21 protein-coding genes are annotated in these 21,304 nt (G+C 39.7%); 4 read left to right on the top strand and 17 right to left on the bottom strand.

Features of this window, described 5'->3' with window-relative positions; genetic code table 11:
- The first annotated feature begins 366 nt into the window (after positions 1-366).
- Positions 367-1,887 carry an aldehyde dehydrogenase family protein gene (locus MKX97_RS17750; protein WP_342536604.1) on the top strand — a complete coding sequence of 507 codons (1,521 nt, stop codon included), beginning with the start codon at positions 367-369 and terminating at the stop codon, positions 1,885-1,887.
- A 21-nt stretch (positions 1,888-1,908) separates the two neighbouring features.
- A complete protein-coding gene (locus MKX97_RS17755; RefSeq protein WP_009499280.1) occupies positions 1,909-2,271 on the top strand; it encodes a DUF779 domain-containing protein in 363 nt (120 codons plus the stop codon).
- Positions 2,272-2,354: 83 nt separating this feature from the next.
- Here MKX97_RS17755 and MKX97_RS17760 read toward each other — a convergent pair whose 3' ends face one another.
- On the bottom strand, positions 2,355-3,074 hold the full coding sequence (locus tag MKX97_RS17760; protein ID WP_009499281.1) for a sulfite exporter TauE/SafE family protein: 720 nt from the start codon (positions 3,072-3,074) through the stop codon (positions 2,355-2,357).
- A 188-nt stretch (positions 3,075-3,262) separates the two neighbouring features.
- On the opposite strand from MKX97_RS17760, the gene MKX97_RS17765 reads away from it, so the two are divergent.
- Positions 3,263-3,799: an ECF transporter S component gene (locus tag MKX97_RS17765; protein ID WP_078818735.1), complete on the top strand. Its 537-nt coding sequence runs from the start codon at positions 3,263-3,265 to the stop codon at positions 3,797-3,799.
- Between the two features lie 51 nt (positions 3,800-3,850).
- Here MKX97_RS17765 and MKX97_RS17770 read toward each other — a convergent pair whose 3' ends face one another.
- From MKX97_RS17770 to MKX97_RS17800, 7 genes are all read right to left on the bottom strand, one after another.
- Complete coding sequence (locus MKX97_RS17770; protein WP_221837452.1) at positions 3,851-4,558, bottom strand: ABC transporter permease; 708 nt, start codon at positions 4,556-4,558, stop codon at positions 3,851-3,853.
- Positions 4,555-5,403: an ABC transporter ATP-binding protein gene (locus MKX97_RS17775; protein WP_221837449.1), complete on the bottom strand. Its 849-nt coding sequence runs from the start codon at positions 5,401-5,403 to the stop codon at positions 4,555-4,557. The genes MKX97_RS17770 and MKX97_RS17775 overlap by 4 nt, the downstream gene beginning before the upstream one ends.
- A gap of 250 nt (positions 5,404-5,653) precedes the next feature.
- The gene (locus MKX97_RS17780; protein WP_342536605.1) at positions 5,654-6,679 is read right to left on the bottom strand and encodes a LytTR family transcriptional regulator DNA-binding domain-containing protein; all 1,026 of its coding nucleotides are present in this window, start codon (positions 6,677-6,679) and stop codon (positions 5,654-5,656) included.
- A gap of 207 nt (positions 6,680-6,886) precedes the next feature.
- Positions 6,887-8,386, bottom strand: a complete 1,500-nt coding sequence (locus MKX97_RS17785; protein WP_078818737.1) for a malate:quinone oxidoreductase — start codon at positions 8,384-8,386, stop codon at positions 6,887-6,889.
- A gap of 258 nt (positions 8,387-8,644) precedes the next feature.
- The gene (locus tag MKX97_RS17790) at positions 8,645-9,907 is read right to left on the bottom strand and encodes a DUF4179 domain-containing protein (protein ID WP_078818738.1); all 1,263 of its coding nucleotides are present in this window, start codon (positions 9,905-9,907) and stop codon (positions 8,645-8,647) included.
- Positions 9,900-10,442, bottom strand: a complete 543-nt coding sequence (locus MKX97_RS17795) for an RNA polymerase sigma factor (RefSeq protein WP_221837440.1) — start codon at positions 10,440-10,442, stop codon at positions 9,900-9,902. The genes MKX97_RS17790 and MKX97_RS17795 overlap by 8 nt, the downstream gene beginning before the upstream one ends.
- A 111-nt stretch (positions 10,443-10,553) precedes the next feature.
- Positions 10,554-11,744 (bottom strand): DUF4317 domain-containing protein, encoded by a 1,191-nt coding sequence (locus MKX97_RS17800; protein WP_340760825.1) that lies wholly within the window; start codon positions 11,742-11,744, stop codon positions 10,554-10,556.
- 131 nt (positions 11,745-11,875) lie between these two features.
- Between MKX97_RS17800 and MKX97_RS17805 the strand changes: the two genes are divergently transcribed.
- Positions 11,876-12,358: a DUF2798 domain-containing protein gene (locus tag MKX97_RS17805; protein WP_342536606.1), complete on the top strand. Its 483-nt coding sequence runs from the start codon at positions 11,876-11,878 to the stop codon at positions 12,356-12,358.
- Between the two features lie 105 nt (positions 12,359-12,463).
- Here the strand turns inward: MKX97_RS17805 and MKX97_RS17810 are convergent, their stop codons facing one another.
- From MKX97_RS17810 to isdC, 9 genes are all read right to left on the bottom strand, one after another.
- Positions 12,464-13,189 (bottom strand): 3-ketoacyl-ACP reductase, encoded by a 726-nt coding sequence (locus MKX97_RS17810; RefSeq protein ID WP_342536607.1) that lies wholly within the window; start codon positions 13,187-13,189, stop codon positions 12,464-12,466.
- Positions 13,190-13,301: 112 nt separating this feature from the next.
- Positions 13,302-13,919: a CoA pyrophosphatase gene (locus MKX97_RS17815; protein WP_342536608.1), complete on the bottom strand. Its 618-nt coding sequence runs from the start codon at positions 13,917-13,919 to the stop codon at positions 13,302-13,304.
- A gap of 124 nt (positions 13,920-14,043) precedes the next feature.
- Positions 14,044-14,820, bottom strand: a complete 777-nt coding sequence (gene srtB / locus MKX97_RS17820; RefSeq protein WP_342536609.1) for a class B sortase — start codon at positions 14,818-14,820, stop codon at positions 14,044-14,046.
- Positions 14,821-14,831: 11 nt separating this feature from the next.
- The gene (locus tag MKX97_RS17825) at positions 14,832-15,602 is read right to left on the bottom strand and encodes an ABC transporter ATP-binding protein (protein WP_221837436.1); all 771 of its coding nucleotides are present in this window, start codon (positions 15,600-15,602) and stop codon (positions 14,832-14,834) included.
- A gap of 6 nt (positions 15,603-15,608) precedes the next feature.
- Complete coding sequence (locus tag MKX97_RS17830) at positions 15,609-16,574, bottom strand: iron ABC transporter permease (RefSeq protein ID WP_009499296.1); 966 nt, start codon at positions 16,572-16,574, stop codon at positions 15,609-15,611.
- A gap of 32 nt (positions 16,575-16,606) precedes the next feature.
- The gene (gene isdE, locus MKX97_RS17835; protein WP_342537536.1) at positions 16,607-17,494 is read right to left on the bottom strand and encodes a heme ABC transporter substrate-binding protein IsdE; all 888 of its coding nucleotides are present in this window, start codon (positions 17,492-17,494) and stop codon (positions 16,607-16,609) included.
- A 42-nt stretch (positions 17,495-17,536) separates the two neighbouring features.
- The gene (locus tag MKX97_RS17840; protein ID WP_342536610.1) at positions 17,537-18,754 is read right to left on the bottom strand and encodes an NEAT domain-containing protein; all 1,218 of its coding nucleotides are present in this window, start codon (positions 18,752-18,754) and stop codon (positions 17,537-17,539) included.
- Between the two features lie 232 nt (positions 18,755-18,986).
- Positions 18,987-20,423, bottom strand: a complete 1,437-nt coding sequence (locus tag MKX97_RS17845; protein ID WP_078818743.1) for an NEAT domain-containing protein — start codon at positions 20,421-20,423, stop codon at positions 18,987-18,989.
- Positions 20,420-21,109: a heme uptake protein IsdC gene (isdC, locus tag MKX97_RS17850; RefSeq protein WP_342536611.1), complete on the bottom strand. Its 690-nt coding sequence runs from the start codon at positions 21,107-21,109 to the stop codon at positions 20,420-20,422. Before isdC ends, MKX97_RS17845 begins: the two co-directional genes overlap by 4 nt.
- Positions 21,110-21,304 lie beyond the last annotated feature (195 nt).

Consider the following 21,304-nt stretch of genomic DNA (forward strand, 5'->3'; position numbering starts at 1 on the left):
TGTTATCATACACTACCCATCTTACTATACTACAAAAACTTAACATGTTGAATTTAACAGTCTTTCCAACTATAGAAAATAACATATTGAGTAGGATTTGTAGAACGTCCAAATTAATTCTAAGATTCTTTCTTGCGAAGGAAACCGTTATGCGTCAGAGTTCCCCTTATTCTACTGTTATACAATAGATATACTGATATACCTTCAAAGAGTAGAATTAACACAAGAAAGTTTATGTTACTTGCATTTTAAAACGATTAGGAACATTATATTAATAGAACAACACCTGAATAATACTTTTACCGTATAATTTTAATCCGTCGTTTGGGTGTGGTTTTAAACTACTCTTAAAGGAGACTTACATCTATGATTTACTCAAATCCTAATACAGAAGGCGCAGTCGTTCAATTCAAGGAAAAATATGATAACTTTATTGGCGGGAAATGGGTCGCACCTGTAAACGGTCAATACTTTGATAATAAATCCCCTGTCACTGGAGAAGTCTTTACGAAGGCTGCTCGTTCGTCGGCAGAAGATATTGAACTAGCATTAGATGCCGCTCATGCTGCAAAAGATGCATGGGGTAAAACCTCTGCTGCGGAACGTGCAATGATTTTGAATAAAATTGCGGATCGTATGGAAGAGAATCTTGAAATGATAGCAGTAGCTGAAACTTGGGATAACGGGAAAGCAGTACGTGAAACATTAAATGCCGATATTCCACTAGCTATTGACCACTTCCGTTACTTCGCTAGCGCTATTCGTGCACAAGAAGGGCGTACATCGCAGTTAGATAACGACACAGTCGCTTACCATTTCCAAGAACCACTTGGCGTTGTCGGACAAATTATACCTTGGAACTTCCCAATTCTAATGGCTGTGTGGAAAATCGCACCAGCTTTAGCTGCCGGGAACTGTATCGTCTTAAAGCCAGCTGAACAAACGCCTGCTTCCATCATGGTACTCATGGAGTTAATCGAAGACTTACTTCCAGCAGGTGTCCTAAACATCGTCAATGGTTTCGGTGTAGAAGTAGGGAAACCGCTAGCGACAAATCCACGAATTGCGAAAATTGCATTCACAGGATCTACAGCGGTTGGTCGTCAAATTATGCAATATGCTACAGAAAATATTATTCCAGTAACGCTCGAACTGGGTGGAAAATCACCAAACGTGTTCTTTGAAGACGTAATGGCTCATGATGATGAATATTTGAATAAAGCAATTGAAGGCTTCGTAATGTTCGCCTTAAACTCAGGTGAGATTTGTACATGTCCTTCTCGTGCTTTGATCCAAGAGTCCATTTACGATGAATTCATGGAACGTGCACTTGAACGAGTAAAAGCTATTAAAATCGGCAACCCACTGGACACAGAAGTAATGATGGGTGCGCAAGCTTCTAATGAACAAAAAGAAAAAATCCTTTCATACATTAAATTGGGTACTGAAGAAGGCGCTGAATGCTTAATCGGTGGAGAAGAGAACCATTTGGGTGGCGATCTTGAGAATGGTAACTATATTAAGCCAACTGTATTCAAAGGTCACAACAAAATGTGCATCTTCCAAGAAGAAATTTTCGGACCTGTTCTTGCAGTTACGACATTCAAAGATTTCGATGAAGCAATGGAAATCGCAAACGACACACTTTACGGATTAGGTGCAGGTGTCTGGTCACGTACAGGCGATATTGCATACCGTGCAGGACGTGGCATTCAAGCAGGACGTGTATGGACAAATACGTATCATCAATATCCTGCGGGCGCTGCATTTGGCGGCTACAAATTATCGGGAATCGGACGCGAAAACCATGCAATGATGCTTGATCACTATCAACAAACTAAATGTTTATTAGTCAGCTACGATAAAAGCTCTCAAGGATTCTTCTAAATCGAAAGGATCTGTTGTTCCATGATTGAACGGGTAATAGCTACAGAAGCGGCTGTTTTATTTCTGAATACTATTAAGAATATCCATGGCTCCGTTTTACTTTATCAATCAGGCGGCTGCTGTGATGGTTCTGCGCCGATGTGCTATAAAGAAGGTGATTTCCAACTCGGTGATGCAGATGTATTACTCGGCATGATGGCCGACACACCATTTTATATGCATAAAAGTCAATATGAATATTGGAAGCATACCCAGCTCATAATCGATGCTGTACCTGGAAGAGGTGCCGAGTTTTCGCTAGATAGTATTGAAGAAACACACTTTATTACTCAATCTCGCGTGTTCACTGAAGAAGAGTATGAAGAGTTGAAAAGTCTGTTTTAACAACATAAGAGGCTGTTCTGCTAGTCGCTACAATGCGTCTACAGGACAGCCTCTATTTTTCTTAACAGATACCAATCAAGTCGTTAATAAGGCCAATTTTCAACAAGCAGATATACTCCTGTAATTAGTAAAATTGCATACATAATGAAACGGAAGGCCGTTTGGTTAATCCGATTGAACAACCGTTGCCCCAAAAACAAACCAACCACCACGATAGGCAATCCATACCCACCCGCTACCCAAATACTCTTAGCAGTCCCTACGAAAAGCACTTGGATGATCAAGCTAGTGGAATAGATAAATAAGTAAAAAGCTAATGTAGTAGCCCTCACTTTTTCTTTTAATGTATCAGCTCCTGAAAAATAAACCAAAATCGGAGGTCCCGGCATGCCGATACTGGCTGTCAGTGCCCCTGAAATGCCGCCTACTACTAAGTCCTTGCTTTTAGTTAGAGCTATTCTAAAATTGAATAGCAATAGAATCGTAACTGCGAGAAGAAATAGACCTATCCCTAACTTTAATTGTCTCATATCCAATAACGCGAAAATTAGAATGCCCACGGGTAAAGCAGCAGTACTTCCGATTACAAATCTCTTTAGTATTCCCAAGTCAATATCTTGCCTGATTTTTAGGATCAAGACGCTAGAAATGACTAATGATAATAGTAAGTTCAACTGGATCGCTTCAAGCGGTTCGAACAAGAAGAGAAGAAATGGAGTCGCCAAAATGGAGAATCCAAATCCTGTACTAGTTTGAAGAATCGATGCGACTAAAACTATAAGAATAAATATAAAAGTCTCCATACAACACCTACAATCTTTTTTTACTATGCTACAGCTTTCTTATGTTGATGTTTATTCTACCATTTCCACATTTGTATGTACGTTTATTTGCTGACCCCTAAACTTTATTAGAAAGTGATGCTTTTAAAAACACCAGATTTCCTATATCCTAAACCAATAAATCTCACAACGTTAGGAAGGTCTAGACAATGCAAAAAACACAAGGATATGCAGCTTCCCGAGCGAAGACGTTCGATCTGATACTAACTTCCATGCTTGCTTCACTCGTATTTGTTGCGACTCTCTTACTCAATATTAAGTTGCCAATTGGAAATGGCGGATTGATTCATCTCGGTACCGCTATGCTGTTCATAGCTTCTATCTTATTCGGACCTAAAAAAGGTGCGCTCGCAGGAGCTATTGGAATGGGCCTGTTTGATTTGATTAGCGGCTGGACGTTATGGGCACCTATCACTTTTTTGACACGCGGTTTACAAGGTTATATCGTGGGAAAAATTGCTTGGTCGAACGGTCGTAAAGGAACCAGCCTCAAGTTTAACTTGCTAGCTATGACCGTGTCTGTTCCCATAACGATTGCTGGTTATTATATTGGCGAACGAATTTTATATAACAGTTGGATCATCCCATTGGCATCGATTCCTGGTGATATCGTCCAATGTATTGTGGGAATTGCGATTGCAATTCCGGTTTGTGCGATGCTGAAAAAAGTACAGTTTTTTAAATAACAAAAAGAGTTCCTGCGCTGTAAAGTCTCAAGCGCAAGAACTCTTTTTCTATCAATCCACCATCCGCTTTCGATAAATAGCAGCCGTCAGCATGCATAGGATAATAGTCCATGCAAGTATGATGAGTAACTCTATCAGGACATCCCCGAAACCACCGCCTGCTTCGACTTTTACAGCCAATTCTATCAGCTGAATATTTGGCAAGTACATCCCCATTTTTAAGAACGGATACTGATCCACAAATGTTGGAAGAAACGTTCCCATTGAGAAAACCGCAACTACAGGCATTACAATAACAGATGCTTCCATAACAGATTTTGAAAAGAGACCGAGTAATGTACCGACTGCAATGTAAAAGAAAGAAGATAAAATGAATGCCAGCACAATAACACCAATATTTGCAGGTCTATAATCAGCTAAGTAGGCTGTTATAGAGACAGTAATCATCGTCAAGATAAATGTGAGTAAGCTTTTCCCGCCAAGGATTTCAGTTGTGCTTGCAGGTGAAAGCATAAGACCACGCAATGTGTTTTTCTCTTTTTCTTCTGCGATTAAACAACACTGTACGAATGTCGCAATCATCACAAATGCCAAGTTAATGAGCATATAATGTGCCTCAATTGAATTCACTCCCCCACGTCCATAGAATGCCCCTAATCCAATAGGCATAATGAGAACTGTAGAAACTGCCAAGTTCCGTGAAAAGTCTTTAAAGTCTTTCTGCAATATCGCATTCATTCGTCTCAATGAAATCATCATGCCAATTTCCTCCCTGTCACTTGCACAAAAATTTCCCCTAAAGTTGGTTCATTTGAATGGATTGTTACTACCTGATTTGTATTCATATATTCAAACAAGCGATCTGCTCCTTCGGTTCCCGCAGGCAAAACTACTTTCTCTTCTGTCATCAGCTCTACTGTGATTGTAGAATCGGAATAGCGCTTTTTTAGCTTATCCGGTGTATCCAGTAATTGGATAGAACCTTTATTTAAAAAGGCTACGCGATCACATAAGAGTTCAGCTTCCTGCATGTCATGCGTTGTCAGGAAAATGGTCGTACCCTTTGCATTGAGCGCACGCAACCCTTCATGGATATGAAGAGAATTTGTCGGATCAAGTGCAGACGTCGGTTCGTCCAGGAAAAGCAACTCCGGTTCGTGAATCAACGCTCTCGCAAGCGTCACTCGCTGTGCCATCCCTTTAGATAAAGTGGAGACTCTTTTGTTTTTTTCCTTCTTTAAATTGACAGTGTCCAATACTTCATCAATTTTTGAGTACGGTATGTTATATAACTCACAGTATAATTTCAAATTATCATGAATAGATAATCTCTCATACAGTCCGCTGTTATCGGTAAGCACACCGAAACGGCTGCGAAATTCTGGTTTCTTCAGCTGTGAAACGGACTGATTGAAAACAACTGCTGTTCCGTTCGTTGGTGTTACTTGCCCAGTTAGTATTTTAATAGTTGTTGTTTTACCCGATCCACTGGGACCTAGAAAACCAAAAATTTCTCCCTTCTTAACATGAAAATTCAACCCCTCAATTGCTGTTTGATTTCCAAATACTTTTGCTAGCCCCTTCACCTCAATAATGTTATCCATTTCCTTCCTCCTCGTGTATAACTTTGCAAGTATCTGCTCTTCACACCTTTAGAATACGTAAAAGAAAAGTGGACTGCATCATATTTCAAATGAAAAGAGGCTAGTAAAGGGTGAATGGGACAATATCAAAGTTGAATGAATCGTCAATTATGTATAGTTACAGCTGACTCTCTGAAATAAGCTCCTATTCGGTTAGTCCAAATACTATTTTCATGTTATTCCCCGGGAAATAACACTTATTTCGACAACATTAGAGCCCTAGCATCTCTTTTAGTTCTACCATCTTAGACTTCGATAATGGAATTGTCGATTTTTGAGTATCATCCAACACGAGACTGTAACTATTCCTAGTCCATGTAATCACTTCGCGTACTTTCTGTAAATTTACAATGTACGATCTATGGCAGCGGAAAAAACCAAATGGCAGTAACCGTGCTTCCAATTCAGTCAGTGTAGAAACGGATGGGAAGGACTCTCCTTTTATATGCAAAAGAGAGAGTCCTTCATTGCTTTCAATATAGTCAATTTCAGGTGGATCAAACAAGACAATTTTTTCATTGATTTTCGTTGGAATTTTTTCGAAACGAACAGGCAGTACCGAATCTGCAACCAATGGCTTTTCCTCAATCAGAGTGGCTTGATCTTCAATGGCTTCCTGTGTATGAATTGAATGTAGCCCATTTTCATCCAATCTGAGGACTCTATCAGATGTAGTAACGGCACTTTCCATATTACCCGTTAGAATTAAGACACTGCGATTCTGCTTTTTCAATCTTTGAAGTATTGATACAAAAATCCGTTTCGATTCCAAATCAAGGTTCTGATCTGCTTCTTCAAATATGTAAATATCCGGATCCCTAATAAGTAAGCAGGCCAGCTGGACACGTTTTCTTTCCGAGTAGGATAATTGCTTTATCTTTACCTTTCGCTTTGAATCTAATTGTACGGCTTGTATTACATCGTCTTTGAGTACGTTTGATGTATAAAGATCTTTTATAAAACTAATCATTTCCTCAATCGACAATCGCTCATATAGACCATCCTGAAGAAAAAGAATCCCGACCTTCTGCCTATTATTGGAGATCTTACTATCGTCTACTCTAATTTCTCCATTTGAAAGCCTCGTTTTCTCTAAAAGTAATTCTATCAGCTGTTCTCGAACATTTACGCTCGAATAGACAGCCACTATATCCCCCGGATCGACTGATAAGTCAAATGAAGGAAAGATAACAGAATCGTGAATCCGTTTTTCCGCGTTAATAAAGTGAAGTGACATGAATAAACCCTCATTTCATGAATTATCTATCATATTCATTCTATATTATCATTGAGTAAAATCCCACTTCATTGTGTGAACAGTTCTGTCGTTAACTATTTTATAACTAAACCCAATCTACCTTGCAGTGAAAGCGGTGTCGACTGGCAACAATTAAAAAAGCCCTGTGCGATAGATATCGTCACAGAGCTCTAGTTTGTTTCTTATTTAATTATGAACGACTTCTTTTTCAGTCAGGCCTAATGTTTTAGCTGTAGAAGCATGAATCTCCTTCAGAAGCTCAGGATTCTCAACCAATGACTTGCCGTAAGAAGGAATCATTTCTTTCAATCTTGGTTCCCATTCGTCTATCTGCTCAGGGAAACATTTTTGCATAAGATCCAACATTACTGCTACTGCAGTGGATGCTCCTGGAGAAGCTCCAAGTAACGCAGCAACTGAACCGTCCGCATCTGTTACTAATTCTGTACCAAACTGAAGGGTTCCTTTACCGTTCTCTGTATCCTTAATAACTTGAACACGCTGGCCTGCAGTCCACAAATCCCAATCTTCACTTTTTGCATCTGGAATAAAATCACGTAATTCATTCATACGCTGTTCTTTTGTTTGCATGACTTGTTCGATTAAATATTTAGTCAAGGACATGTTTTTCGCACCACATGCAAGCATTGTCGTCACGTTATTCGGTTTTACAGAACCGATCAAGTCTAGCATTGAACCCGTTTTCAAGAACTTCGGTGAGAAGCCTGCAAACGGTCCAAATAGTAAGGACTTTTCATTGTCGATATAGCGTGTGTCTAAATGCGGAACCGACATTGGAGGCGCACCGACTTTTGCTTTACCGTATACTTTGGCATGATGCTGCGCAATCACATCTGGATTTTTACAGACCATGAAAATACCGCTAATTGGGAAGCCGCCAATATGCTTGCTTTCCGGAATTCCTGTCTTTTGCAGCAACGGAAGGCTTCCGCCACCACCGCCGATGAAAACAAATTTAGCCTTATGATACTCAAGTTTGCCGTCTTGATTATTTTTTATTTTTAATTCCCATTCGCCATCACTAGTACGTTTAATATCTTCTACTTGATGACCATAGTTAATTTCAACGTCTACTTTATTCATGTGTTCAATCAGCATCCGTGTCAATGCTCCAAAGTTTACGTCTGTTCCTGAGTCAATTTTAGTTGCTGCAATTGATTCATTCACTTGACGATTCTTCATAATAAGCGGAATCCATTCTTTTAGTTTTTCCGGATCCTCAGAAAATTCCATTCCTTCAAACAATGGATTCGCAGTCATCGCTTCGACTCGTTTTTTTAGATATGTTACATTATCTTCGCCTTGAACTAAACTCATATGAGGTAATGGCATAATAAACTGTTCTGGATTTTTAATTAGCTTTTTATCAACTAAATGAGACCAAAATTGCATCGATAATTGGAACTGCTCATTTACTTTCACAGCTTTTGTAATATCGATAGAACCATCCGCTTTTTCGGAAGTGTAGTTTAGTTCACACAAAGCTGCGTGTCCTGTTCCCGCATTGTTTAGCTCATGAGAACTTTCTTCTCCTGCTTTATCCAGCTTTTCAAACAATGTGATCTTCCAATCTGGCGCTAGCTCCTTAAGCATTGTCCCCAGCGTCGCACTCATAATTCCGGCACCTATTAAGATAACATCTGATTTTGTTTGTCTATTACTCATTTTGACCTTCCTTATATGTGAAATTTACAGAAATGTAAATGTTCCTAAATAAGGCGTCACAGCAAACATGGCGCGTCCTAGGAGCATTTTTTCTGTCTTAGTTTGACCATACATCTACTACTATCTTTTCTATTATACCTTAAATGCAACTAGGATTAAAGAGACTTGTTTAATTGTAAGGAATTAGATAGAAAAATGTCGGAATTTCGGTGTGTTTATTAAAATTCGTGACATTTTCCTTATTTGAATCTGTTATTTTCACAGTGGAATCTTAATTATTTTATTGTACTCTTTTTCATAATGAAGGCCTTCAACCAAGAAGGCATCTGGCAGTTGATTTGTATCGAATAGTAGGATTCGTTCTTTGTACTCCTTACCTTTTTCATCCGTTACATAATTCTGTCTCAATGTCGTTTGCAAAGGAACTTTATGGTCATCAATTTGCACAGCAACGTTATCCAACAGGATATTTCCATCTGTTGCTACTATAATTTCTAAGCCCTCCGATGTCACTTCTACTTTCCGGATATTTACTTCCTCACCTTCAAGATCAGCAGACATTTCTTCTCTAGAAGTTAGAATTATTGTTTCATCCACATGCTTATATCCAACAAACCTGTCTACTGCAAGTGCAAGAGAATTAAGACCTTCCGGCAAAGCATCAAAATCAATTGTAAATATATCGCCGTTGAATGCCGATGAAACACTGCCACTTATCTGATCCATCGGCACCCCATTGACCAACAACTTCACTCCGTCAAATCCTAAGGGAATCCGATCAAAATTATCAACTTTTAATTTACCTTTGATTGTCGTTTGACTGGGCGTTGCCGTAATAGAATCAAAGCGAATACTTCCTTGATCCACTTGGACGTTCTTTTTTATGGCTTTCTTCAGTTCTGTTTGCATCGCAGCTTTTGGATCATATGGAAATGTGATCTCAAACCAGTCCTGTATGTTAGAGTCATGAAATTCTAATGTCAGCTTTTTCGCGAATGGACTCACCGGCTCGAACGTCTGCATTCCTTTTAGCTCCGTTCCTTCCTCATTCATAGAGGATGTACCGAAGCGCGAAGAAGAGTTTGTAAATAGACCAGTCAATTTCATTAACGAAATATCTTCCCCTAAGCCTTCAGGATTGCTGAGTGTATAATAAAGTACCAATTGGTTTTCATCTGTCATGAGACCTTCCAGCCTCAATTCAGTTCCATCAGTCAGCATTATTTTTCGATCAATAGACTGTCCTTTGTCCGACTCATTTAATTGGGCGAGCGTAGCAGGCATGATTTCTTCAAAACCAAGCAGTTTTTTTCCGTAATAAGCAAACGCATCATATTGATAGCCAACCACAAAGAGAATGAGCAATGCAGCCACCACGGAAACCCACTTTGGTATACGTTTTCTTTGTCGTTTCGGTATTTTCTCCAATGCCGTACGTAGCCTTTCTTCCAATTCTTTTGGGGCTGTCGTCTTTTCTAAACGTCTTTTCTCTTCCGCCAATTGCCGCTCCAGTTCACTCATCGAATCCACCCCTTGCTTGTTCACGCATTTTTTTCAATCCATTAAAGACTCTCGACTTCACTGTTCCTATAGAGGTTTGTGTCATCATTGCGATTGTTTCGTAATCTAAATCGTGAAAGTATTTTAACTCGATTGCTTCCCTTTGCTGTGCATTCACTCGCAGCAACAGATCCTGTATATCCATGCGTTGTTCTGTTTGCTCGAAAGGATTTTGGACAGCAGATGAATCAGAGTGAGATTCAATTGCTTCCCAATTGTCAATCAGCGTAACCTTATTTACTTTGCGAAGCATTTGTTTGCATTGATTCACTAAAATTGTCTTACTCCAGCTATAGAAGGCGTCGTTTTTCTCAAGTTGCTGTATGTTCCGATACAAACTAACAATCATTTCTTCCATAGCGTCCATGGCATCATGTGAATTACCCATATATTTGAGAGCCAGTCGATAATACTCATCTTGTTGCTCAGTAATTAATTGCAACAAAGCTTCTTTACTGCCTTTTTTCGCTTTTTTCACTAACCGAACGACCCTCATGTTCTCACCTCTCGCTTATAAGAGTCATCATAGCAGCAAAAAGTTCATTTTAATTAGAAAAACCGTTCTGCCAAGGTAGGCGAACGGTTTGTTTATATATAAAGTTTACTTCTACTTCAACAACTCTTCCGGAATCAATTTAAATCCTTCAATGATCGTATCTTCCTCTACCTCGATTAAAATACAGCGTTTTCCATCATAATTCACTTGTTTGACGTACTTTAAATCTTGCGGACTGATCGAGATATTGGCTACTTTCGTTTCAATCTTGATCGACTTGGATGTGTAGCTCGGAACAATATGGGTTGCTTTCATTTCATACAATTCATCATCAACTACAGTTTCAAAAGCTGTCTTCACTTGTTCAGCGTCTACATAATCTACACCGCTCATCTTCAGTACGCGCTCCATCTGATGCTTGTCCAAAGCAGGTGGTTCTTCTGGTTCTTCCTCTTCTTCATCCACTTCCGTCAAGCGATGTACTGCTTCATACACGTTGGCGAGAGTTTGCGAATCCACTTCCTCACCCACCACTTGTTTAACGATCTCTTCAAATACCGCTTTATCATCTGCCGCCGTCATGATCTCTTCCCCATTTAATACTTCCTCAATGAAGCGGTAATCCGGCTTGTTCGCCTTACCCGCTGCATACAAAATATGATTGACGTCTGCTGCATTGTCTGTGAAGCAAGGAAATAAAAATCCGCCAATAGGAGAGGCAAGATTTATGATTGGATCAACCATCTCACTCGACTTAAATTCCCTTCCAATGAAATCAAATACAAGCGAGCGTTTCGGTAAGTCCGTCTGATTCATGCTGCAAAGAATAAAAGGAGTCGTGAACACTTCGTCTCGTGCATCGACTTCTGATTCTTCACTAGCACGCTTCGTCTTTTTGAAATACTTCCCCCGAATAAACGTAACAACAAGATCTTTTTCATATTGAACGTCCTTCACCATCTTCAATGCGAGTTGCTGCATTTCGTCTTTCCATTCATCTGCTTCTTCCGCCTGAAGACCGTCATACAAAAGTTGCTGTGCGTGGTCGGGTTGTTCTTCTGTTTGACGTTCGAATTTCACTTCAAACAATTTCATACCCAGCTTTCCACCTAATACTTTTTTGAAGTTTGTTAGAAACAATTCCTGTTGCTCGCGATCCAGCAAAGGAAATGCCTGGCTTTCCTCATGATAGATCTCACTGCTCTCTTGCCTAATATAGATATTATAAATATCCGTGATCGTCAAAAGATCTGAATCCAGCTTAAATCTTTTCCTAATGTCCGCAATATCTTTTTTATTCATCTACTTTCCAACTCCCTCGTTAATCCAACCATTAATTACCGACTGAAATAAAAGACACAAAAACGTCACTTATGTAAAAAAAATTGACCATATATAATTACACTACTCACTAAAAGAAAGGAAGTTATTATTTGCCTAGTAATAAAAAAGAAGGTATTATTTTTGGGTTGTTTATGTGTTTCGGTATGGTTTTAATTATGTCCGTTTACAACATGGCGTTACATGGATTTTCATCATTTACAGTAGGTGGTGTCGCGATCCAATTTATCATAACATTTATTGTCGCATTTATCGCGGAGTCGTTGGTTGAACCAAAAGCGCGCAAACTTGCATTTGCTCTGCCATATGATAATTCCAAAGAAAACAATTTTATTTTAGCAATTGCTATTTGTATGGTCCCTGCAATGGTTCTGATTATGTCCGTCTATGGGTTAATTTTGACAGCGTTCATGACAGGTATTGAAGGCTCTATTTTCTTAGCCTATCTTAAAATAGTTGGGCTAAACTTTATAGTCGCACTCCCGGCGCAATTACTGATCGTGGGGCCGTGCTCACGCAGGCTACTGATCAAATATATTAAACCAGCAATACCAAAACCAGAACTAAATATTTAAATGAATATCTTTCGCAGCAAAATATGCGGCATATTTTGCAATTAGCCGTTAAAAAGCTAACTACCCCATATATGGATAGTTAGCTTGTTCTTTTACGATTCCAAGTCAATAAGGATTGGTCGCGATGAAGCTTGCCGCTTTTACGTAAATCCGAGGATTCAGCTTTAATTGATTCACGATCACTTCAGCAATATCTTCAGCTTGTATTAGTTTTGAATCATCATTTTCCTTAATTAAACTTAACTCCATAGCCAAGTCAGTTGCCACCGTACTTGGAGTTAATGCAGAAACACGAATATTATTTCGACGGACTTCCTGTGCCAATGATTCAGTGAATCCAATTACTCCGAATTTAGATGCACTGTATGCACTGGATGTAGCAGCTCCGTTCAACCCATTGGTCGATGAGATCGTAATGATGTCGCCGCCATTTTTTTCAATCAATCGAGGTAAGACGGCATGTGTCACATAATAAGTACCCATTAAATTCACATCAATGATTTTTTTCCATTCCTCTGGTTCCATATCCAGTACCGAACCAAAAGTCGCAATACCCGCATTATTTATTAAAATATCTGCAGCACCTAAATCAGCAGTTAATGAGGCAATCGCCGCTTCCACTTGCTCTTTAGATGAAACGTCAGCCGTAGCATACGCTGCTTTCACACCAAATGTTTCAATTTCAGTAGCCACTTCTTGTAAAGTTGATTCAGTTCTTGCAAGTAAACCAACCGTTACCCCTTCTTTTGCTAACGCAATCGCAGTCGCCTTTCCAATCCCTCTAGCTGCACCTGTAATAAATGCTACTTTTCCTTTTAAAGATTGTGTCATGTGATCGTCTCCTTTTCATACTGATATCAGTCCCATTATACTGCTTGCCATGGGGTATAGCATGGATTTGAATTCATGTGAAGTTCATGAACTATCACCATACAATCTATACTCATTTGATGATCTCAATGAAGTGTTTTAAAATCCTAGCGGTTAGTCCCCAAACTGTGTATTTTCCATATTCAAAAAACCATTCTTCCATTGAATGGGCTCGCCATTGATATTGATCACCGTTCATAATCTTTTCAAAAGGAAAGGTGGACGATGGAGCTGGCTGAACGGAAACTAAATGCATATACGGCTCATAGTTCAAGAGCCATTCTACAGGAATCGTGAAGACCTCTTCCACTTCATCTTTGTTATAGCTATGAATAGTCTGATCATAATCAATGGTCGCAACAAATGGGTAGACGACAAATGAAGGAGAGGCCACATAAGGACTTAATTGCCCTATCATAGTGATCATTTTTGGATCAACACCTAACTCTTCATTTGTTTCTCGTAAAGCAGCAGCCATAGGTGATGCGTCTGTGGCATCTATGCGACCGCCAGGGAAACTTATATCCCCTGGTTGTTTTCTCATCGTGAGTGAACGCACTTCAAACAGAACATGCCATTCTTCATCTAATTCAACTAACGGAATTAGCACTGCGGCACGAAAAGCTGTCTCCTCTCCAATGAATAAAGACTTATTTTCATTTAACTGTTGATTTAAGTGATCAAGATTCATGAAGTTTTCTCACCCCGACATTTTACATCTATCGTATCATTAGAGAGTTCCCATTTAAAGAATTTCAAAAAAAGCCACCCAATTTAAGCAAGGTGACTTCCTAATTTAATAAGTATATGATCTCTCATCTTTTCACGAGTTTTCCTTGTACAACGTAACGTTTGTCTTTACTGTTAACTGAATTATTGCATGTAGACAGTGTGACAATTTGATCATCTCGATTAACTTCAACAGGCATTTCAATTAATGAACGCGATTCTACTTCCTCTAAATAATGCATGAAGTCTTCATCCGTTTTAAAATTTGTCTCAATGTAATAAAAGTCAATTGTCGTTTCATACGCAGCGAACACTTCGATATCATAACCATCATAAAGTGTATCCATATAAATCACGGGATGGTCATCTGCATAACTTTGCTTACCAAACTTCTTCAAACTACCAAACATCGTATCATTTCTCATCGCATGTCCGTAAATCACTGTATTGCGGCTCATATCTGTCACATCGTTACGATAGTCCATAAACACACTGCCAGCACGGCTATATTCGCCTTTAAAATTGCGATTCAGATAAAAGTCATTATCTTCCGACTGCAATATAGGATTGTTCAGTTTTGTTCCTTCTACTGAAAGCCATCCGACAATCTGTTCGTTCACCGCATGTAACTCTTCAAATTGCGGACGCATTGTATAGCGAGATAAAATATCCTCTTTAGATGAACTCTCCGTCTCCACAGGTTCTACACTATTTTCCAACGCCGTCTCATAGATCAATTGCGTTTCCTTCAAAGAACTAGAGGCTTCAATGTATGTATAAAGATACTGCGCTAGTAAGTAACCTGAGTAAAGGAACACGGCCAAATAGACGAACGGCATCAATTTAGAAATACGTTTTCTCATTCGGAGACCCCCTAAATACCAAGTGACATCATATAGAGGCCAATCTCGTCATCTTCCTTAAAAATTGCATTGACACCATAAACTTTTTTTATGACATCCTTAGTGATTACTTCCCTCGGAGGGCCTTCTGCAATAATTTGTCCATCCTTCATCATGATAATCTGATCACTATAGCGGATTGCCTGGTTAATATCATGTAATACCATCACGATCGTCAACCCATACTCTTCATTTAACGATTTCACGAGTTCCAATAATTCGATTTGATAATAAATATCTAAATAGGTGGTCGGTTCATCCAAACAAAGGATTTCAGATTGCTGTGCTAATGCCATTGCAATCCACACTCGTTGACGCTCTCCTCCTGACAACGCCTCTAAGTCATTATGTCGTTTTTCGACTAGATTCGTAACAGATAATGCCCAATCAATTGCTTGATGATCCTCTTCCTGATTACGCTGTAGCATTGTCTTGTGAGGCAGCCGACCAAAGCTAACAAGTTTTTCAATTGTCAAGTCTTTCGGCACATCGTTTTGCTGGTAAACAATTGCAAGTTTCTTTGCAAATTCTTTTGGCTTATACATGACCAAATCGCGATTTTCTAATGAAGCGGAACCGGATTTCGGCATGTTATTTCTGGATAAGACGCTTAATAACGTTGATTTTCCACAACCATTCGGCCCAATGATTGTTGTAATTTCACCTTTTGGAATCGTTGTCGTCACACCATCCAAATGATTTGTTTTATTATCATGCGATACGATGATACTCTTCATTTCCATAGCTGGTCACTCTTTTCGCAGTAAGAATATTAAGAACGGTCCGCCGATAATCGCCATAATCGTAGAAGCAGGTATTTCTAGTGGTGATACAATCGTTCTGCCGATGGTATCAGCCAATAATATAATAAGTGCACCTAAAAGGGCTGTAAATGGAATCAATACTTTATGATCGTAGCCAACCAAACGACGTGCTATATGCGGTACGAGTAACCCTACAAACGAAATCACACCAGCTACCACAACCGAAATTGCCGCTAGTAACACTGCCACCGCCGCAATGATCAGTCGGGCACGCGTTACATGAAACCCAATGCTTTTCGCTGTTTTATCTTGCAACACCAGTAAGTTGCACCAACTATAGAGCACAAATGATAAAATCAATCCAATTGTACCGTACGTTGCAATCGTCGATACATCACTCCATGTACGCATTGTTAGATTCGAGCCAATAACACTCGAGGCTGATACATTTAGCGACCCCCCAAAGCTAATGAACGCTTCCGTTAACCCTGTAAACATAGCATTGATCGCAATTCCAACCAGAATCAACTTAAGCGGGCTCAAACCTGATCTCCATGACAAGGCAAAGACGAGAAAACAAGCGAATGCCCCTCCCATGAACGCAAATAAAGGCGTCATGAAAAAGAGCGCCGGGAAGAATGAAATAATGAATAGCTGAACAAACGCCGCGCCGGAAGATATCCCGATAATACCTGCGTCCGCCAAGGGATTGCGCATAACGGATTGTAATAAAACACCGGAAACGGAAAGAGCCGCACCTGCAAATAGCGCAACAATCATTCGTGGAAAACGCAAATCTCGAATTGCTTCCATCTGACTGTTACCCGGTTCAAATAATGCTCCTAAAAATTCAAAAAAACCCATCTTAATGCTGCCGGTAGTAGCTGAGTAAACAATGGTCACGATGAGTAACACAGCTACTACCGCATAACTTACAATTCTTTTTGTCATGGTGGTCTTCCCTTTTCACTTGAATTCATCAATTAACGATAGAAAATCTTCATTAATTCCTTTAACGCCTCAGGTGCTTTCAATGAGGCTGTCGTTCCAAAAAGCTCTTCTTCAAGATCGTATACTCTATCGTTCTTCACTGCATCAAAATGTTTCCAAACATCATTTGTTTGAAATTCCTCATTGAACATTTCCACGACTTCTTCTGGCATTCCATGTGATAGGCGCAATATGATATCAGGATTGCTGTTATGAAGATATTCTGTATTAGATGATAAGTATTCTGGATCTTGGCCTTCCATTACATTGGTGCCGCCCGCGCGTTTTACCAAGTCCCCTGCATAAGAATTTTCAGTAGCCACTAAATAACTTCCTGGAATCCCAAGTAAAATTAGCACACTTGGTCCTTTTCTATTCGCTGCAACCGTTTCTACTGCATCAATACTTTTCTGCAAATCGGCAACCAGCTTATCGGCTTTTTCTGTCCGTTCATAGCGTTCACCGAGTGTCTGAATTTCCTGTATCATAGAATCGACACTTTGGAAGTTTAAAAAATGTGCCGGTATGTTCAATTGCTCAAAACCATCCGTCAAATCATATTCCAATGTAGAAACAGATAAAAAGTCCGTTGGGTTCAGAGACTTTACGATTTCCATATCAGGCTGCATGGCATTGCCGATCGTAGGAAGATCATTGAAACGACTGGCTAATTGCTTTTCAGACTCTGGCACGGCAATTGCATCAATATCTAATTTATCAAGAATTTCTGCAATCACGACAGTCCCCGCTATGATTCGTCGATCATTCGTTTCTTCAGCTTCATTCTCAACAGGCGAGCTTGCTGCTTCCGTTTCTTTACTGGTATCGCTGCCACTGCACCCGGCTACAACGGATAATGCCATAATCGCTACGAAGAGCATGAAATTTCTCCATTTTTTTTGCACGTTGTGATCCTCCACTCATTACTCATTAACCATTTCTTTTTTTCCATTCTTAATACGACGAATCAGCAAGATCCCCGATAGGATACAGACGAAGAAAAGAAGACCGACCTTTAATAAATTGAAGGGTATGACTTGTTCATCTGGCTTATAGGCGATTTGATCCCCCTTCACCTCTTCTTCTGCCACCTGTCTAACTGGTAGTTTCTCATCTTTCTTCAGTTCATCCAAAGTACGGTCAAATAGTAATTGCTCTTCTACAGGAACTTCTTTAGGTGTTGCGACAGTTGGACTCGACTGCCTCTCCTTTTGAGATGGCCGTGTTGACTCAGGTGATTGTACAGGCCTTCTCACAAGAGGTATCTTTGTCTCATTCGACGTAACCAGTTCAGGTATATCCACTTTGGTTTCAAATTTCATTGCTTGCTTTTCATCGAACTGTAACTGTGTAAAGTAGCTAGACGAATACATTAATTGAGGAATTTCCACTTCAGCCCAAAGCCGGATTTTCTTGCGGAAGTCTTCCACTTCAAACTCAATAATACGTGTGTTGTCACTCTGTGAGATGACTTTCGGCTCTACCATTTTTCCTTGACGCTCTACCGTCAGAACTTTGATCCAAGATGATTGGATGATCTCCATCTGTGCATAAAAGCTGTCATCTTTTTCAATTATTTTCATGACAGGGTTTACATATGTCTGCATGACGGAGAGTTCTTCTTTGCCGTCTTTTAATAGCGTGTAATTGATAAGGTCACGGCTTTGTTGACTGTCACTTATTGATGGTTCTTCTCTTTCGAGGAATGAATCAAAGTTAATTACCATTTCCTGAGAAAACACTCTCGGCTTTTCATCTGCCGATAATTTTACTGTCCCTTCGAGCACGATCTTCTGTTTTACATCTTTCATATCAAACTGAACTAAATTTTCAGATCTATCCAGTAGGGAGTTAATTGTGGTTTCCTGCTGTTTTGCAGTTATGGAATTGATGATGCCGCCTTCAAACCTTATTGGAACCGACAATGCATATCGACCTTCATGGATGATTAACGTAGCGTGCTTGCTGAATAACTCTCCCAGTTCCACCGCTTCAAGTGCTAGAAAATTTAGTTCAACTTGATACACGCCATTCTTAAATTTTGTTGGTTCATCTGCTGTTACGACAGATTCTCCAAAATGAAAAGGAAGCAGCGCAGAGATGATTGATGTAAGCAAAGCTATATAGATTATTCTTCTCATTTCCAACGGTCGCTCCCTTTAATTGAAAAACAATTATGCCTCGGCGTAATTGCGTCCAGATTTTGAATTGTGCTTAGACCTACAGGATGTAGGTCATGCAGATGTTGCCACAGGATGTGGCGATCTTAGCCTACATACTTCTATTATTCAGCGTGCTGCTGAATAAAGATAAAACGACAGGAACTTCCTCCCGCTGAGTAGAACAGCGAAAGGAAGTACATGTCAAAACTTATTATTTCTCCATAAATTCAAGTGAACCATTTAAGATCTTAGCCATTTGTGTACGTTTCAATGGGCTGCCTGGATTGATAACTGTCTTACCGTCCGTCGTTTTAGAGCCTGTCATTATATCTCCCGCATACAGAAGAGCGAAAGCCTTTTTCGTCTCTGGATCTGTTATAAGAGCTCTGTCCGCATAATAGGATAGACTTGTATCTCCGTAGCTCATTTCTTTTCCTGCAGCGTAATTTACGGCACGATAAAGCATCAATGCGCCTTGCTGGCGAGTCAATGTGTTATTCGGATTGAACTTGTCACCTTTTTTGACGATTCCTGCTTCGGCCAGCGCGTTGATTGCACCTACGCGTTCTTTGTCTGTAATGTTAGCGATATCCTTAAATCCTGCAGATTGAGTTGAGTTCAAGTCCAACGCACGTGCTACCATTAATGCAAATTGGGAACGTGTAATGTTGTTACGAGGGTTAAATTGATCTGCACCTTTAACAATTCCCTTTTCATAAAGAGCTAGAATCGCAGCTTTATTTCCATCCTTGTCAATATCTTTAAAAGGATTCGCACTTGGAGTTGGATTTACAACTGGCTTGTCGCTTGGTTTTACACCATCCAAGCCGATCTGAACTTTGTGATTTGAATCATATTTAACGCCTGCTTCGTCTACGATAACGTGAAGCTCTGCATCAACTAATTTTGTAAGATCAGCCACGTTAAATGTGTATGTGCGCTCATCTGTTGACTTGTCTTCGGTAGCAATCGCTATTTTTTTGCCATCGATTTTGAATTCTTGAATATAGTGACCTTTCGGAAATGTTACTGTTACTTCATTGCCATTTGTTACTTTCTTAACGCTTGCTGTAGGTGACATGTAATTCTTCATGATCGATTCTTCACTCGTACCATCTTTGAACACTTGCACTGCTACATTCTTAACTGCCTCTGCTTCTTCTTTAGCAACCTGTGCTTTGAAATCGAAGTCATACCAATGATCCATATTGGCAGCAGCTACAACTACATGGATTTTACCTGGGTAAACGGTATCCGTTGCCATTGGGAAACTGTATGTAATCGTCCCGTCTGCATTTTTTACTTCTGTTGCATCAACATATGTTTCGCCCTGTTTTGTCTGAAGTCCTGCAATCATTGGTGCAGATTTGGCCGGGATTGTTAATTGAGCTTCATATTCACCGTCTTTTTCAATTAGCTTTCCTTGAGGGACGATGTGACCGCTAATTGCGGGCTGTGGCTCGTTAGTTCCTGGTTTGTATACATGAAAATCTATTACCTGATCCGTTGCAACTGTAGCTGCAATAGTAGTCGCAGCCTTGTCACTTGTTCCAATATTTGCAGACGCCGCTGTTGGAATGGAGAGTGATGCTGCGAGTAATGATGCAAGGACCACTTTCGTTGCGCGTGATGATTGTTTTTTCGTCATGATTGTTCCCCCTGTTTTCTTTTAAATTTAGTTCTATAAAGTAAAAATGCAGAACCTGCTAACGCAAAGATTAATAGGTATGGCGCTGAGTCACTAGTCTGTGGGTTTGCCACTTGTCCTTCAGTTGTTGGCTTTTTAGTTGTTGTGGCGTTTGTGGTTACTTTCATATCTTCAGTTGTTTTAGTTTCATTCGTAGCTGGCGGAGTGACCGGAGCAGCATCCTCCATCGCATCGAAAACTATTGATACTGTGTATTCATGATGGTAATTAATATCTTCAATATCAACTTTCATCGCCGTTTTAATAGGTTGTGACAAATCACTTACTGTAAATTGAACAACACGTGTGTCGGCTTCTTTATCTTCACTGACTATAGTCGCCCCGCCCGGCGGTTCGAACTTTGTAATCCACTCACTGTTTTTCAGTGTGATTTGCACGGTGGCAGTTCCATTTTTAGTCGTTACTTTCGCCGGTTTTACGAAATAATCATTGGCGATTGAAGCAGAGTTACTATCCGGCTGATTCACTTGATATTCGAGTGAATGTGTACCATCCGCAACCTGTGCTGAAGCTTTTGGCAAGGCAACAGTAAACAGTAAAAAACTTGTAAGTAAAACATAAATAAATCCTTTTTTCACTTGTTGTAAATCTCCTTTCAATAAATCATTGTAAAAAATAACTGACACTAGGGAAGCCCCAACAACTGGGCAAAATTCCACATCTAAATTATCGCACAAATGGTAGAAAGTACGAATGATAAACTATACTTTTCTACCGTTTCTCATGGCATTTGTGTGACAATTGAAGATTCATATTCAATTGAGTCGACAAATGAGAACGATTATCATTTAATATATCCTGTTATCGTATCAATGTCAAAC

It is taken from the genome of Sporosarcina sp. FSL K6-3508, assembly GCF_038615825.1.
GTDB lineage: Bacteria > Bacillota > Bacilli > Bacillales_A > Planococcaceae > Sporosarcina > Sporosarcina newyorkensis.

Excerpts from the sequence above, each read along its gene's own strand:
- MKX97_RS17750 (WP_342536604.1), top strand. The coding sequence starts at position 367 with ATGATTTACTCAAATCCTAATACAGAAGGCGCAGTCGTTCAATTCAAG.
- MKX97_RS17755 (WP_009499280.1), top strand. The coding sequence starts at position 1,909 with ATGATTGAACGGGTAATAGCTACAGAAGCGGCTGTTTTATTTCTGAAT.
- MKX97_RS17760 (WP_009499281.1), bottom strand. The coding sequence starts at position 3,074 with ATGGAGACTTTTATATTTATTCTTATAGTTTTAGTCGCATCGATTCTT.
- MKX97_RS17765 (WP_078818735.1), top strand. The coding sequence starts at position 3,263 with ATGCAAAAAACACAAGGATATGCAGCTTCCCGAGCGAAGACGTTCGAT.
- MKX97_RS17770 (WP_221837452.1), bottom strand. The coding sequence starts at position 4,558 with ATGATGATTTCATTGAGACGAATGAATGCGATATTGCAGAAAGACTTT.
- MKX97_RS17775 (WP_221837449.1), bottom strand. The coding sequence starts at position 5,403 with ATGGATAACATTATTGAGGTGAAGGGGCTAGCAAAAGTATTTGGAAAT.
- MKX97_RS17780 (WP_342536605.1), bottom strand. The coding sequence starts at position 6,679 with ATGTCACTTCACTTTATTAACGCGGAAAAACGGATTCACGATTCTGTT.
- MKX97_RS17785 (WP_078818737.1), bottom strand. The coding sequence starts at position 8,386 with ATGAGTAATAGACAAACAAAATCAGATGTTATCTTAATAGGTGCCGGA.
- MKX97_RS17790 (WP_078818738.1), bottom strand. The coding sequence starts at position 9,907 with ATGAGTGAACTGGAGCGGCAATTGGCGGAAGAGAAAAGACGTTTAGAA.
- MKX97_RS17795 (WP_221837440.1), bottom strand. The coding sequence starts at position 10,442 with ATGAGGGTCGTTCGGTTAGTGAAAAAAGCGAAAAAAGGCAGTAAAGAA.
- MKX97_RS17800 (WP_340760825.1), bottom strand. The coding sequence starts at position 11,744 with ATGAATAAAAAAGATATTGCGGACATTAGGAAAAGATTTAAGCTGGAT.
- MKX97_RS17810 (WP_342536607.1), bottom strand. The coding sequence starts at position 13,189 with ATGACACAATCTTTAAAAGGAAAAGTAGCATTTATTACAGGTGCAGCT.
- MKX97_RS17815 (WP_342536608.1), bottom strand. The coding sequence starts at position 13,919 with ATGAATCTTGATCACTTAAATCAACAGTTAAATGAAAATAAGTCTTTA.
- srtB (WP_342536609.1), bottom strand. The coding sequence starts at position 14,820 with ATGAGAAAACGTATTTCTAAATTGATGCCGTTCGTCTATTTGGCCGTG.
- MKX97_RS17825 (WP_221837436.1), bottom strand. The coding sequence starts at position 15,602 with ATGGAAATGAAGAGTATCATCGTATCGCATGATAATAAAACAAATCAT.
- MKX97_RS17830 (WP_009499296.1), bottom strand. The coding sequence starts at position 16,574 with ATGACAAAAAGAATTGTAAGTTATGCGGTAGTAGCTGTGTTACTCATC.
- isdE (WP_342537536.1), bottom strand. The coding sequence starts at position 17,494 with ATGCTCTTCGTAGCGATTATGGCATTATCCGTTGTAGCCGGGTGCAGT.
- MKX97_RS17840 (WP_342536610.1), bottom strand. The coding sequence starts at position 18,754 with ATGAGAAGAATAATCTATATAGCTTTGCTTACATCAATCATCTCTGCG.
- MKX97_RS17845 (WP_078818743.1), bottom strand. The coding sequence starts at position 20,423 with ATGACGAAAAAACAATCATCACGCGCAACGAAAGTGGTCCTTGCATCA.